Origin of the sequence: Burkholderia sp. Ac-20384 (genome assembly GCF_017104605.1) — a bacterium.
Taxonomy (GTDB): domain Bacteria; phylum Pseudomonadota; class Gammaproteobacteria; order Burkholderiales; family Burkholderiaceae; genus Burkholderia; species Burkholderia lata.
In genome coordinates, this window is the sequence record NZ_JAAGPE010000100.1 from 16,594 (window position 1) to 29,608 (window position 13,015).

Consider the following 13,015-nt stretch of genomic DNA (forward strand, 5'->3'; position numbering starts at 1 on the left):
GAAACGGCCGGCCGGTCGCCCCGCGTCTAGTCGCGGGCGATCGCCAGCGCCGTCGCGACATCGCCGCGGCGATATGCGGCCCGGACGGCCGCTGTCGTGGCCGCGATGACTTCCGGCGGGGGTGGCCTTCGCAGGCGCACGGCGACGCGCGGTAGCGATGCGAGCTGAGTCCGCAGGTCGACGATCAGCCGGCAGCAGCGAAAGCCGGCGGACGCGGCTTCCGGGTGGACGGCCGCATCCGCCAGCCCGGCCGTCCACTCGACGCCGCGGTGGCGCCTGACTGCGTCGAGGTGCGGCAGATGGCGCGCGTCGCCCGACAACGCGATCAACAGCGCGGCCCATTGCGCGCCGCGCCAGCCGTGATCCATGTCGTGCGTGAGGTCGGCCAGCAGTGCGTCATCCATCACGGACAGGCTTTGCTGGCACAGGTAGTGGAAGTCGAGCGGCTGGTAACGGACCTGCGGGTAGTCGCGCAGCACGTGCCCGAGTTCGGCGCCGGTCTCGACGGCGGCGGCCAGGAATTGTTCGGCCGGCGCGGGACGGTTCAGCAGCAGCGTCGGCACGCCCCGGTAGAGCCGGTAGATGTCGTCGGGGTGATAGTGCATCGCGAATGTCGGGGTGATCGACCGGCGCGCGCGGTGCGCCGTTCAGGTTTTCTGCGGGTCGCCGGACAGCAGCGCCGTATAACGCCGCTGCATTTCATCGGGTTCGATTGCTTCGATCGTATGCCCGATCATCCAATCGTAACCGAACGGGTCGCGAATCTTACCCGAACGCTCACCGTAGAACTGGTCCTGGATCGCGCGTGTCAGCTGCGCGCCGGCCGCGATCGCGGCGGCGATCGTCGCGTCGGCGTCGTCGACATGCAGGTGAAGTGACATCGGCGCCTTGCCATCCGGGTCGAGGGCGAAGATATCGTATTCGGGGAACTCGTCCGAGATCATCAGCGTGCACGGCCCGAGCTGCAATTCCGCGTGGCCGATGCGTCCCGACGGCTCGACGAGACGGAATTTCTCCTGGGCGCCGAACGCCTTCGCGTAGAACGCGATGGCGTCGTCCGCGCGCTTGGCGCGCAAATAGGGAAAGACTTCGTGAATCGCCATGATGCCCTCCGGTGGGTGGTGTGGGTGTCGCTCGATCCTGTCGGGCCTCGCGGGCCCGGTCCTGAACACAATTGACTGCCTCGCCTGGCATCGGGCCAGCGCGGCGCGTGAAAGCTGTTTGCGTTCGCGCGTTGCCGGTACTGTTCGGGCGGCCGCCCCGTGAACGCGCGACAGTCGCGAGGTGCATCGCGCCGGCCGGCAGCACGCGCTCGCGGCACAGTTCATTCCGGCTCGGAAACGGAGGTGCGACACACGGACCGAGTCGATGAAGCGCCGCAAGGCTGCGTCGGGGCGGCGGCCGAGGATCATGTCTTTTACCGTGCCGTAAACGACAAACACGTCGATTCTACAAACGAATGGCGCGGCGGTGGCAGGGACGGGGATGGAAGGGCGCGCGGCCGACCAGTGGCTCGCCGTCCGCAAAAATGACAGAATCGCCCCACGAACGGCGGCTGACGGCAACCGACGACAACGACCCGCGTGCCGCAGCACGCGACAGGAGACGACGAGTGATTCGCGACGCGATCCGCCCCCACTCAGCCCCGCAACGGGGTACCGCGCTTGCGCAGCGTGTCGGCCGTCTGCTGCTGCCGCTCTACCGGTTACCGCATGCGGCGCGCGTCGACGAGTTCGACCGGCGGCTCCTGCTGCTGATGAGCGAGCACATCGACTTCGACGGCGCCTGGTTCGGTCATTCGAGCATCCTGCCCGACGGCCCGCTGCCGCACAGCGCGTGCCTGCACAACCTGAACCCAGGCTTCATGCACGACTGGGAACAGGTCAAGCTGCGCGATCCGCTGGCGCGTCTGGCCGAAACGTCGCCGGAGAAGATCGTCGTCGCATCGACGTCGACGGTACCGATGGACGCCGCGATGCAGCATTTCTGCAAGGCCCAGGGCATCGCACAGGTGCTGTTCGCCGTCTGCACAGACCCCGAGCGTCACCGGGCCACGCACCTGTCGCTGTATCGCCGCACACGCCGCCGCTTCGAGGCTGCGGACGCCCAGCTGCTCGAACTCGCGATCGAACATATGGCGGCGGCGCTCGAATACAACCGCCTGTACTGGATGCACGCAACCGACGGTGCGGTCGGCCGCGCCGCATCGGCGCTGTTCGATTCGCACGGCGTGCTGCAGTATGCGGACGATACGTTTTTCGAACTCGCCGCGCTCGAATGGCCGTCGTGGGATCGCGCAGGTTTGCCGAAGGCGGCGCGGGCCCGCATGTTCGACGACGCGTCGTCGAACCCGGTGTTCAGCGGGACACACATTCGGCTGCACAGCGAACGGCTCGGCGATTACGTGCTGGTGCGTGCGCGGTCGGTTGGCGTCGGCGGTGTGCTGAGCCCGCGCGAACTGGCGGTCGCACGCATCTTCTGCGACGGCTGCACGTACAAGGGCGTCGCGAAACGCCTCGGCATCGCGCCCGCGACCGCACGGCATCATCTGCGCCGCGTGTACGTGAAGCTGCGCGTGACCACCAAAAGCGAACTGATCCGCGTGCTGGACGACGACGGCGCGCTTGCGTAGGCACACGCACGGTCGTCATCGGTTTCACCGCATGCTTCCTGCCGGTTCCCATCGTTCATCTGAACGATTTCGGGCGGATTTTTCGTGGGCTTCAATGAAGTCGCTTCATCCACGCTTCATTCCAGCTTCAGTCAGCCCCGACCACCACGACATCCGTCACGGCGGGCGGCAGACGGCCGCCCGGCGCCACCGAGGAACGCAGGAGAACGCCCATGAACATCGATGAATACGTGCGCTACGACGCCACCGGCCTGGCCGACGAGATTCGCGCCGGACGCGTCAGCGCCGACGACGTGATGCTTGCCGCGAAAGCGGCCGCCGCACGCGTCAATCCGGAACTGAACGCGATCATCGAAACCTTCGACGCACCGCTCGAGTACGCGGCGGACGGCCCGTTTGCCGGCGTGCCGTTTCTTGTCAAGGATCTCGTGCTGCATGCCGATGGCATCGCGAACGACAGCGGCTCGCGGCTGCTGGCCGGGCACGACGTGTCGCCCGCCGACAGCGAGCTGATGGCGCGTTTCAGGCGCGCGGGCTTCGCGACGTTCGGCCGGACGACGACGCCCGAATTCGGCTTCAACGCGACGACGGAGTCGGTCCTGCACGGACCGACCCGCAACCCGTGGAATCCCGCGTACAGCGCGGGCGGATCGAGCGGCGGCTCGGCGGCGGCGGTGGCGGCAGGCATCGTGCCGGCTGCCCATGCGAACGACGGCGGCGGTTCGATCCGGATTCCCGCGGCCGCCTGCGGGCTCGTCGGACTGAAACCGTCGCGCGGCCGCACGCCGGTCGGTCCGGACTACAACCTGCCGCTGTTCGGCCTCGGCATCGAGTTTGCCGTCACGCGCACGGTGCGCGACAGTGCGGCGATCCTCGATGCGGTCGAGGGGCCGGAGCCCGGCGCGATGTTCGACATCGGGCGTCCGCCCGTACGCTATGCCGATGCGATCCGCACGCCTGCACGGCGGCTGCGCGTGGCGGTCGCGACACGCTTTCCCGGAACCGGCGTCACGCATCCGGACTGTGTCGCCGCGGCAGAGCAGGTCGCCCGCACGCTCGAGCACCTTGGCCACGACGTCGACGTCGCGACGCCTGCGTACGATGCGGAAGCGCTCGCGGCCGCGAGCTGCACCGCGTGGACCGCGTTCCTGGCCTCGGTCGCGTTGGGGGCGGCCGAGGCGCTCGGGCGCCCGTACGATCCGCGCGATGTGGAAGCGTGCACGCATGCATGCATCGAACACGGTCGCCGGCTGTCGGGGCTGGACCTGCAGCGGATGTTCATGCAGTTCAATGGCGTGTCGCGTGCGGTCGGTGCCTTTTTCGGCGGCTATGACCTGCTGGTTACACCGGTCATGCGGATGCCGACGGTCGAACTCGGCTACCTCGACCAGAACGACGCGACGCTCGACGCGCGCGGCTGGTGTGACAAGGTGTTCGACTATTGTCCGTTCACGGGGCTCTTCAACGTGACGGGCACGCCGGCGATCTCGCTGCCGGCCGGCTGGTCGGGCGATCGGCCGGTCGGCGTGCAGCTCGCCGGGCCGATGGGCAGCGAAGCGGTCTTGCTGCAGGTCGCGGCTGCGCTGGAGCAGACGGCCGGGTGGCATACGCGCCGGCCGCGTGTGCATGCGGCGGCGGGCTGACTTCAGGATGCGTTCATCGCCGGCGCTCACCGACGGGCGTCGGCTGATGAATCAGCGAGCCGGAATGCGTTGATCCGATAGTGCGCGAGTGCTTCGGATCAATCGAATTTCGCTTAAGAAATAGACGTTTTTTTCATCGTTGTGTGTATGAAGTTCGAAAGTCGTTAGTCGCACTGGGTCATTTGAAATGGGAAATCATCAATTGATCCAATCAAGATGAGTAAATTGAAATTCATGCTTGATCTTCATTCGATTTGAAGATTATTGGCACGCGAACTCGACGCAAAAATCAGAGCGCACCCGCATCGTCGATATCGACGCTGACGATGGCCTTGCCGAGATTGCCGCCGGCAAGCATCGCGAGAAACGCGTCGACGATCGTGTCGAAGCCCTTCGTGATCGTCTCCGGCGCGACGATGTCGCCGCGCTGGAGGTGCGGAATGGCGAAGGCCTCGAGCTCCTGCTGCAGGTTGGCGTAGTCCTTCACGAGGAAACCCTGCAGCGTCAGGCTCTTGCCCACCACGTCGAACAGATTGCGCGGCGCAGGAGGCGGCTGCAATGCGCTGTATTGCGCGACCGCGCCGATCAGCGCCGCGCGCCCGTGGTCTTTCAGGACGGCAATGGCTGCCTCGAGCTGCTCGCCGCCGACGTTGTCCAGGTAGACGTCGATGCCTTCGGGAATCCGTTCGCGCAATTGCGCGCCGACTTGCCCCGGTTGATACACGAACGCGTCGGTGTAACCGAGGCCGCTGGTCAGTTGCCGCGCCTTGCGCTCGTGGCTGGTGCTCCCGACGATCCGGTTCGCGCCCAGCAACTTCGCAAACTGGCCGGCCGCGGTACCGACGCCGCCAGCGGCGGCCGATACATACAGCGATTCACCGGGCTGCAGGCGGACAATGCGGGTCAGCGCGACCCACGCGGTCAATCCGGTGCCGCCCAGGATGCTCAACCAGGCGGTGAGCGGCACCCCCTCGGCGGGCCGGATGACCCGCAGCGCTTGCGCCGGCACCTGGGCGTAGGTGCGCCACCCCTGACGATGGAATACCCAGTCGCCGGGGCGAAGCATCGGGTCGGTGGTGCGCAGCACCTGCCCGATGGTCCGTCCTTCCAGCGGCGCGTGCAGCGCCCAGTCGCCGTCCATGCATTCGCGCATATACGGGTCGACCGAGAAATGCACGTTTCTCACCAGCACTTCGCCGGGTGCCAACGGCGCCAGCGGCTGCCGGACGAAACGGAAATGCTCGCGACGCGGTTCGCCATGCGGCCGTTCGACCTGATGGACCAGCGTATTGTGGGACGGCTGATATCCGAGATCTTTCTCGCTCATTTACTTTCCGGAAAGGGTGATGACGGCCAGGGCGATGTCGCGTTAAAGCGGCGATATCGATGCGATGACGATCAAATCGAAAACCAAGAGAAATAAACTCGCGATCGATTCGATCATTGCTTGTTGGCCTGTATCGGGTCGGGCGGTTTGAATCGGCTTGTTTTGTGTGCGTGGACATTCTGCATAACGGCAAGCAGAATAAAAATGGCAAATTCAGAAATCTTTGTTTCCTCTTTTATGCGACTGATCGACCAGTTTCATCGGCTTGGCGAGCTTCTCGACGAGCAGGGCGGCCAGCCCGGGTTGCCGGCGCTTGCGCGGGCGTTGAACTGCACCGAGCGCAACGCGCGGAGCCTGCTGCGCAAGATGGAGGCGCAAGGGTGGTTGCGGTGGGAGGCGGCGCGTGGCCGCGGCCACTTCTCGAAGCTGACGATGCTGGTTGCCCCGCAGCACGCGGTGCTCGACCGTCTGTCCTGCCTGCTGGAGGATGGTGAACTGGAGTAGGCGTTTGCGAGCCTCGGCGATGAGCAGCGCCAGCAATTGTTGAAGCGGCTTCCGGATTTCCTCGGAATCCATCCGGCCGGCTCGCACGGCCATCGCTTGCGCATTCCCCTCTATCGGGCGGTGGACGAACTCGATCCCTATCGGGTGATCAGCCGGCTGGAGGCCCATCTGGTGCGGCAGATCTTTTCACGACTGACCGAATTCGACAGGCACACGCAGCGCGTCAGGCCGGCGCTGGCGCATCACTGGGAGCCGGAAGCGGCAGGGCGGGTCTGGCACTTCTGGCTCAGGCCGAACGTCCGTTTCCACGATGGCAGGCTTCTGGAGCCTGAGGATGTGCGATACACCCTGCTGCGCATGCGCGACGAGCCGAGCCATTTCCAGCGCCTGTACCGGCATCTGCGCGACGTGGAAATCGGCGAAGGCCGGCGGATCGTATGTCGTCTCGGCGACGTCGATCATCTCTGGCCGCAGCGCCTCGCGGCGGCCAACGCGTCGATCGTGCCACGCCACCGGAACGCCGACTTTGCGCGCATGCCGGTCGGCACGGGGCCGTTCAAGCTGACGCGCCACAGCGACTACCGGATCACGTTGTCGGCATTCGGCGATCACTATCGCGAGCGTGCGCTGCTCGACGAGCTGGACCTCTGGTTCCTGCCATCGGCCGGGCAGACGGACGGATTCGATCTCCGATTCGGGTACTCCGCTTCTCATGCGCCAAAGGAGAAGGGCATCGTGCGCGTGCAGGCGGGCTGTACGTACCTGGTCTGCAACGCCACGCGCGAAGCGTTCCGCGAGCGTGCCGACCGGCTGGCGCTGGCGGATTGGCTTGCGCCAGCCCGCTTGTTCGGTCACGACGATCCCGCGAGGCGGCTCGCGGCCGGGCTGCTGCCGGCGTGGCGGCATCGCGTCGCGACACCAGCCGCCGAACCCTTCATGCCGAAATACACCGAGCTCACGCTCGTCACGGGGCAGACCGACGACGAACAGGGCCTGGCCCGTGCAATCGAGGCCAGATTGCGCGACGCGAATATCCGGCTGAGCGTGTTGGCGCTGCCTTATGCCGAGCTGATCCGGCGCGACTGGCGGGATTCGGCCGACCTGATGCTGGGCAGCGAGATCCTGCACGACGACGAGGATTTCGGCTGCTTCGAATGGTTCGGGGCCGACAGCATGTTCCGGCAATGGATGCCGGAGCATGCCGCGCTCGAACTGGACCGCCGGCTGCATGCGCTCCAGGCGCAAGCCGATCCGCGCGCGCGGATGGCGGACTACGCAGTCATCGGCAAGGAACTGGTCGATGCGGCGTGGTTGATCCCGATCTCGCACGAGCACCAGCATGTCGAGCTGGCATCGCATGTTGCCGGTGTCGAGGCCGCGCCGCTGGGGTTCGTGTCGTTCGCCGAGCTGTGGGTGCGGTGATTCGGGCTCCAGGGGGCGGCAGCGCATGCCGTCACGTCGCCGGGCTTCGCGTTTCAGCTCCCATGCAGCCGCGTCCCGGCGCTGATGGCGTAGCGCCGCGCGAACGGGGTTGTACTTCTACCGGTCATCATTGCGATTCCGCAGCAGGCCGAAAGCGATCACGATACGCACCCGGGCTCAGCCCGACCTTCTCCTTGAACAGCCGGCAGAACGAGCTCGTATCGCTATACCCCACCCGGGCCGTGATCCGCTCGAGGCTGAGATCGCCGGCCTCCAGCAAACCGCGCGCGGCTTCGATGCGCAGGCTCTGCAAATACCGCAATGGCGGCTGATTCAGCGTGGCCTGGAATCGGCGGATGATCGTGCGCTCGCTCACGCCGAGGTCATGTGCCATCTCCGACATCTTCACGTCCTTCGTCATGTGCTTTTGCAGCCAATGCTGCGCGCGGTGAACCAGCGAATCGGCGTGCGTCTTGTCGGTCAGCAGCGGGAGATACGGCAATTGCTTTGTCTGGCTGACGTCGATCAGCATCGTTTTGGCGCACTGCGCCGCGATGACGGCCCCGGCGAAACGCTCGATGACATGAATCGTCTGCAACAGGTAGGACGCTGACGCGCCCGCACAGATCAGGCGGTCCGCCTCGGTGACGACGGGTTCCAGCTGAAGGTCGACCCGGGGAAACCGGCTGCGAAACTGGTCCGCCAGCCACCACGTGGTCGTCGCGGGCCGCCCGTCCAGGAGGCCGGTGTTGGCCAGTACGAAAGTGCCGGTGCAGTTTGCCGCCAGGCAGGCCCCGGCGTTCCATTGCGAAACCAGCCAGTCGCATGCGGCCGACTGTCGTGCCAGCAACTGGTCGAAGGCCTTGCCGCTCGCATAGTGCGCACTGGGAATGAATACCAGGTCGAACTGCTCGCGCGGCCGGATCGGCTCCGTGTTCAGCTGTAGCCCGTTGCTCGCCATGACGGGCGCCCCGGTCGGGGAAACGAACCGCCATTCGAATTGCGCTTGTCCATCGCCTCTCTGGCGCCGCACATGCGCGTTCGCAATCTGAAGGATGTCGGCGAACCCGCCCAGGCTGGAGGCGTAGCAATCGTCATACGCAAGGATGGCGGCGCGGGGCATCGTGTGTCGGATATCGCATGCAATGTGTCAGTTTAGCCAATGTACGGCAATTCGAACTGCGAGGAAACTGTCGGTATTCACCTGGCACCGGCGCGCCGGGCGGCGACTCGATCGTCAAGGCGGACGAGCAGCGCCGGGCGGCATCGCGGGCCGTCCGGGCTGCGCGAAGGCAAAGGCGGCCGGCGCGCGGGTATCTCCGGCGCCTCCGTTGCCGGGTCGCGTGGATTTCCATCGGCTTCGCGCCGGTGATTCAGCCGTACAGTGACGCGCGTCGTGGTCGCAACGCGTTCCCGGCATGCGAAGGCGCTTTCGTCTCAACCTGAACCGAAAACATCATGAAAACCAGGATCACCGAACTCTTCGGCATCGAATATCCGATCATCCAGGGCGGCATGCACCACGTCGGGTACGCGGAACTGGCGGCGGCTGTCTCCAACGCAGGCGGCCTCGGCATCATTACCGGCCTGACCCAGCGATCGCCGGCCGATCTGGCTGCCGAGATCCGGCGTTGCCGCGAGATGACCGACATGCCGTTCGGCGTGAACCTCACGTTCCTGCCGACTGTCACGTCCCCCGACTATCCCGGCTATATCCGGGCCATCGTCGAAGGTGGCGTCAAGATCGTCGAAACGGCCGGCAACAACCCGCAGCCCTACCTGGCCGCGCTCAAGGACGCGCATGTCAAGGTGATCCACAAGTGCACGTCGATTCGCCACGCGCTCAAGGCGGAGGCCATTGGCTGCGATGCGGTCAGCGTCGATGGATTCGAATGCGGTGGCCATCCGGGCGAGGACGACATTCCGAACTTCATCCTGCTGCCACGCGCTGCCGACGAGCTCAAGATTCCGTTCGTGGCCTCCGGCGGCATGGCTGACGGGCGGTCGCTGGTTGCGGCACTGTCGCTTGGCGCGGATGGCATCAACATGGGTACGCGCTTCATCGCCACCCGCGAGGCGCCGGTGCACGAGAACGTGAAGCAGGCGCTGGTTGCCGCGTCCGAACTGGACACGCGTCTGGTCATGCGCCCGTTGCGCAATACCGAACGCGTGCTGCGCAATGCCGCGGTCGATCGCATCCTCGAAAAGGAAAACCGGCTCGGCGCGAGTATCCGGTTCGACGATATCGTCGAAGAGGTCGCCGGCGTGTATCCGCGCATCATGAAGGAGGGCGCGCTCGACGCGGGCGCCTGGTCGTGCGGCCTGGTCGTCGGCTTGATCCGCGACGTCCCGTCCGTGAAGGAACTCGTCGATCGCATCGTCAGCGAAGCGACGGAGATCATCCGCAGCCGGTTGGCGCGTATCGCGGTTTGATCCGATTGGCGGTACGAGATGCCGTGATGCCGCCGGCCTACGCCGACGAATCTTCGGGAGCGTGATGTGATGCCGCCGGTCAGCGCGTGCTGACGGCAGCCGGCAAGTACGAACCGGTTGGCCGTGGCGATGGCCGCAAGCACCCGGTCGATGTTCACGGTGCCTAGTCTGTTGCGTCGCTGGTTGCAGTTGCCAGATTGCGAGTTCAGGCTCGAGACCCATGCCCACCACCGTCCGGATCGCCTCCGGACGGTTGCGTGCTCACGTGTTCAGCGAATTCGCCTTGTCGGATCGGGCACGTCGGGTTGCCCGATTCCGCTTTTTCCATAGCCACGTTCGCCTGCCTTTCGTCCGGCGTGGCCGGGCATCATCCTCGAGCCCGGCCGACGCGACAGTGGCATCACACGCGCAACGTGCGGCCCATTGCGGTTTCCATCAGGCCCGACCCATCGCGAACCAGCGCCTGCTCCCGCGACCCACCCGCGAGATGACAAAAACCGGCATCGCCGAATCGTGACTTCGCGCTCGACGATATAATTCGCGCTCCGAGGGCATTCGAGCCCGACCGCGATGACAAGACAAGAAGAAGCAGACATGGCTCAGTCTCAACCGCATGCATTGCAGCGTCCGCCCGCTGAAGTCCTGTATGCCGATCAGCTCGCCCAGCTGAAGGCACAGGATGGCGCCCAACCTCGTCCGCCGGGCTGGCAATTGAGCCTGACGGCCGCCCGCGCATTTATTGCCGGCGATCGTGCGCTCGGCATCGCGCCGAAGATCGTCGCGCCGATCGCGAGCATCGAGCGCATGCTCGTCACGCTTGCCACCGGTCGCGGGCTGATGCTGGTCGGCGAGCCGGGTACCGCGAAATCGATGCTGTCCGAGCTGCTGGCGGCCGCGATCAGCGGCACGTCGACGCTGACGATCCAGGGCGGCGCATCAATCACCGAAGACCAGATCAAGTACGGCTGGAACTACGCGTTGCTGATCAACGAAGGGCCGAGCCCGCGTGCGCTCGTGCCCGCGCCGCTGTACCAGGGCATGCACGACGGCCGGATCGTGCGCTTCGAGGAAATCACGCGTGCGCCGCTGGAAGTGCAGGACTGCCTGCTCGGCATGCTGTCGGACCGCGTGATGGCGGTGCCGGAACTGCACGGCGAACACGGGATGCTGTACGCGCGCGAAGGCTTCAACATCATTGCGACCGCGAACACGCGCGACCGCGGTGTGAACGAGATGAGCGCGGCGCTGAAGCGGCGCTTCGATTTCGAAACCGTGTTTCCGATTCTCGACTTCGACAGCGAACTCGCGCTTGTGCGTGAAGCCAGCGCGCGTCTCCTGGCCGGCAGCGGCATTCCGGCGGCCGTGCCGCAGCCGGTGCTGGAACTGCTGGTCACCACGTTCCGCGATCTGCGCGGCGGGGCCGGCGACGCGTCGGGCAGCGACGGCGCGATGGACCGGCTGACGGCGGTGATGTCGACGGCCGAAGCGGTGAACGTCGCGCATGCGGTCGGGGTGCGCGCATGGTTTCTCGAGCAGCGCGAAGGGTCGCCGCAGGATCTCGTCGACTGCATTGCCGGCACCGTCGTCAAGGACAACGCCGACGATCGCGCGAAGCTGCGCCGCTACTTCGAACAGAAGGCCGCACGGCGCGAAGGGGCGCACTGGCGCGCGTACTATGCGGCGCGCCACCGTTTGCCGTGACGCACAGCATGAATGCGACTGTTCACGGCGATATGCCGCGGCCGGGACGGGTTGCGCCTGACGCGCACTGCGCGCACGGCGGCAAGGGCCGGCCGGGCGCCATCGGCGGTGTCGCACGCATCGACGTCGACTGACGGGCGCCGCATGCAGACCGACACGTCCAACACCCCTCACATCGTCGGCATCCGGCATCACAGCCCCGCCTGCGCGCGGCTGGTGGCCGAGCGCATCCGCGCGCGGCGGCCGCGCTACGTGCTGATCGAAGGGCCGGCCGATTTCAACGACCGGCTCGACGAACTGTATCGTCCGCACCGTCTGCCGATCGCGATCTACAGTTATCTGTCCGGCGATGCCGCGCATTACGGCTCGTGGACCCCGTTCGCCGAACATTCGCCGGAATGGCAGGCCTTGCAGGCGGGGCGCGAAGTCGGCGCGACGGTTCGCTTCATCGACTTGCCCGCATGGCACGCGGCATTCTCGCGGCTGGAGAACCGCTATGCCGATGTCGCGGACGCCGAACACGAGGCACGCGCCGACGCCTACGAGCGCGCGCTGGCGGACACGCTTGCCGTGCAGGGCCGCGATGCGCTGTGGGATCACCTGTTCGAGGGCGTCGGCGATACGCCCGACGCACTGGACGAACTCGCGGAACGCCTGTCGACCTACTTCTCGCATCTGCGCGACGACGATCCGGGCTCGCTCGGCAACCAGGCGCGCGAACGGATGATGGCGCGCTGGATCGCGTGGGCGGTCGCCGAAGCGGGCGGGCAGGCGGAAGATGTGCTGGTCGTCTGCGGCGGCTATCACGCGCCGGCGCTGGCGCGACTCTGGCGCACGCTGCCGGCCGAGTTGCCCGATACGCCGGAACCCGGCTCGATCGACGGCGGTGCCGGCGCCGCGCTCGACGAACAGTCGAACGACGCCGGCGTGACCGAGACGGGCGCGAATACCGTCGGCGAGGCCGCGCACAGCGTCCGCTACGGTTCCTATCTCGTGCCTTACACGTTCAAGCGCCTCGACGCGTTCGCGGGCTACGCATCGGGCATGCCTTCGCCGGCCTATTACCAGTGGGTCTGGGAGCACGGTGCCGAAGACGCCGCGCGTCGCGTGCTCGAGCACGTGATGCAGCGGCTGCGTGCACGCAAGCTGCCGGTATCGACGGCCGACCTGATCGCCGTGCACGTGCGGGCCGAAGGGCTGGCACGCCTGCGCGGCCACGTGCGGCCGCTGCGTTGCGACTGGCTCGACGCGCTGGCCGGCGCGCTGGTGAAGGACGCGCTCGACGCGCCGCTGCCGTGGACTTATCGCGGGCCGCTGCGGGCCGCGATAAGTCCACGGCAGCGGCGCGTCGAG

General features: G+C 66.4%; 12 protein-coding genes. 8 read left to right on the forward strand and 4 right to left on the reverse strand.

Annotation, left to right across the window (positions count from 1 at the left end; all coding sequences use genetic code 11):
- Window positions 1-26: 26 nt before the first annotated feature.
- Together G3O00_RS19965 and G3O00_RS19970 are read right to left on the reverse strand one after the other, a co-directional pair.
- A complete protein-coding gene (locus tag G3O00_RS19965) occupies window positions 27-605 on the reverse strand; it encodes a hypothetical protein (RefSeq protein WP_206144067.1) in 579 nt (192 codons plus the stop codon).
- Window positions 606-647: 42 nt separating this feature from the next.
- A complete protein-coding gene (locus tag G3O00_RS19970; RefSeq protein ID WP_206144077.1) occupies window positions 648-1,103 on the reverse strand; it encodes a VOC family protein in 456 nt (151 codons plus the stop codon).
- Between the two features lie 509 nt (window positions 1,104-1,612).
- Here G3O00_RS19970 and G3O00_RS19975 point away from each other — a divergent pair.
- Window positions 1,613-2,632, forward strand: coding sequence for a helix-turn-helix transcriptional regulator (locus tag G3O00_RS19975; protein ID WP_206144068.1), 1,020 nt, complete (start codon window positions 1,613-1,615; stop codon window positions 2,630-2,632).
- A 212-nt stretch (window positions 2,633-2,844) separates the two neighbouring features.
- Window positions 2,845-4,275: an amidase family protein gene (locus G3O00_RS19980; RefSeq protein WP_206144069.1), complete on the forward strand. Its 1,431-nt coding sequence runs from the start codon at window positions 2,845-2,847 to the stop codon at window positions 4,273-4,275.
- Between the two features lie 289 nt (window positions 4,276-4,564).
- Here G3O00_RS19980 and G3O00_RS19985 read toward each other — a convergent pair whose 3' ends face one another.
- On the reverse strand, window positions 4,565-5,560 hold the full coding sequence (locus tag G3O00_RS19985; protein WP_241025246.1) for an NADP-dependent oxidoreductase: 996 nt from the start codon (window positions 5,558-5,560) through the stop codon (window positions 4,565-4,567).
- Between G3O00_RS19985 and G3O00_RS43425 the strand changes: the two genes are divergently transcribed.
- The 3 genes from G3O00_RS43425 to G3O00_RS19995 all read left to right on the forward strand — a co-directional run bounded on the left by G3O00_RS43425 (window position 5,447) and on the right by G3O00_RS19995 (window position 7,528).
- Window positions 5,447-5,698, forward strand: a complete 252-nt coding sequence (locus G3O00_RS43425; protein WP_241025247.1) for a hypothetical protein — start codon at window positions 5,447-5,449, stop codon at window positions 5,696-5,698. The two genes, G3O00_RS19985 and G3O00_RS43425, sit on opposite strands and share 114 nt — an antisense overlap.
- Before the next feature lie 108 nt (window positions 5,699-5,806).
- A complete protein-coding gene (locus G3O00_RS19990; protein ID WP_206144071.1) occupies window positions 5,807-6,106 on the forward strand; it encodes an SgrR family transcriptional regulator in 300 nt (99 codons plus the stop codon).
- Window positions 6,107-6,142: 36 nt separating this feature from the next.
- Window positions 6,143-7,528, forward strand: coding sequence for an ABC transporter substrate-binding protein (locus G3O00_RS19995; RefSeq protein WP_206144072.1), 1,386 nt, complete (start codon window positions 6,143-6,145; stop codon window positions 7,526-7,528).
- Window positions 7,529-7,655: 127 nt separating this feature from the next.
- On the opposite strand, the gene G3O00_RS20000 is transcribed toward G3O00_RS19995, so the two are convergent.
- Entirely contained in the window at window positions 7,656-8,651 is a 996-nt protein-coding gene (locus G3O00_RS20000; RefSeq protein WP_206144073.1) for a helix-turn-helix domain-containing protein, read from the reverse strand.
- 335 nt (window positions 8,652-8,986) lie between these two features.
- Between G3O00_RS20000 and G3O00_RS20005 the strand changes: the two genes are divergently transcribed.
- The 3 genes from G3O00_RS20005 to G3O00_RS20015 all read left to right on the forward strand — a co-directional run.
- A complete protein-coding gene (locus G3O00_RS20005; RefSeq protein WP_206144074.1) occupies window positions 8,987-9,961 on the forward strand; it encodes a nitronate monooxygenase family protein in 975 nt (324 codons plus the stop codon).
- 594 nt (window positions 9,962-10,555) lie between these two features.
- Window positions 10,556-11,662, forward strand: coding sequence for an AAA family ATPase (locus G3O00_RS20010; RefSeq protein WP_241025244.1), 1,107 nt, complete (start codon window positions 10,556-10,558; stop codon window positions 11,660-11,662).
- Between the two features lie 144 nt (window positions 11,663-11,806).
- A partial coding sequence (locus G3O00_RS20015; RefSeq protein ID WP_241025245.1) for a DUF5682 family protein occupies window positions 11,807-13,015 on the forward strand: 1,209 nt, incomplete at its 3' end.

Excerpts from the sequence above, each read along its gene's own strand:
- G3O00_RS19965 (WP_206144067.1), bottom strand. The coding sequence starts at position 605 with ATGCACTATCACCCCGACGACATCTACCGGCTCTACCGGGGCGTGCCG.
- G3O00_RS19970 (WP_206144077.1), bottom strand. The coding sequence starts at position 1,103 with ATGGCGATTCACGAAGTCTTTCCCTATTTGCGCGCCAAGCGCGCGGAC.
- G3O00_RS19980 (WP_206144069.1), top strand. The coding sequence starts at position 2,845 with ATGAACATCGATGAATACGTGCGCTACGACGCCACCGGCCTGGCCGAC.
- G3O00_RS43425 (WP_241025247.1), top strand. The coding sequence starts at position 5,447 with ATGCACGTTTCTCACCAGCACTTCGCCGGGTGCCAACGGCGCCAGCGG.
- G3O00_RS19990 (WP_206144071.1), top strand. The coding sequence starts at position 5,807 with ATGGCAAATTCAGAAATCTTTGTTTCCTCTTTTATGCGACTGATCGAC.
- G3O00_RS20000 (WP_206144073.1), bottom strand. The coding sequence starts at position 8,651 with ATGCCCCGCGCCGCCATCCTTGCGTATGACGATTGCTACGCCTCCAGC.
- G3O00_RS20005 (WP_206144074.1), top strand. The coding sequence starts at position 8,987 with ATGAAAACCAGGATCACCGAACTCTTCGGCATCGAATATCCGATCATC.
- G3O00_RS20010 (WP_241025244.1), top strand. The coding sequence starts at position 10,556 with ATGGCTCAGTCTCAACCGCATGCATTGCAGCGTCCGCCCGCTGAAGTC.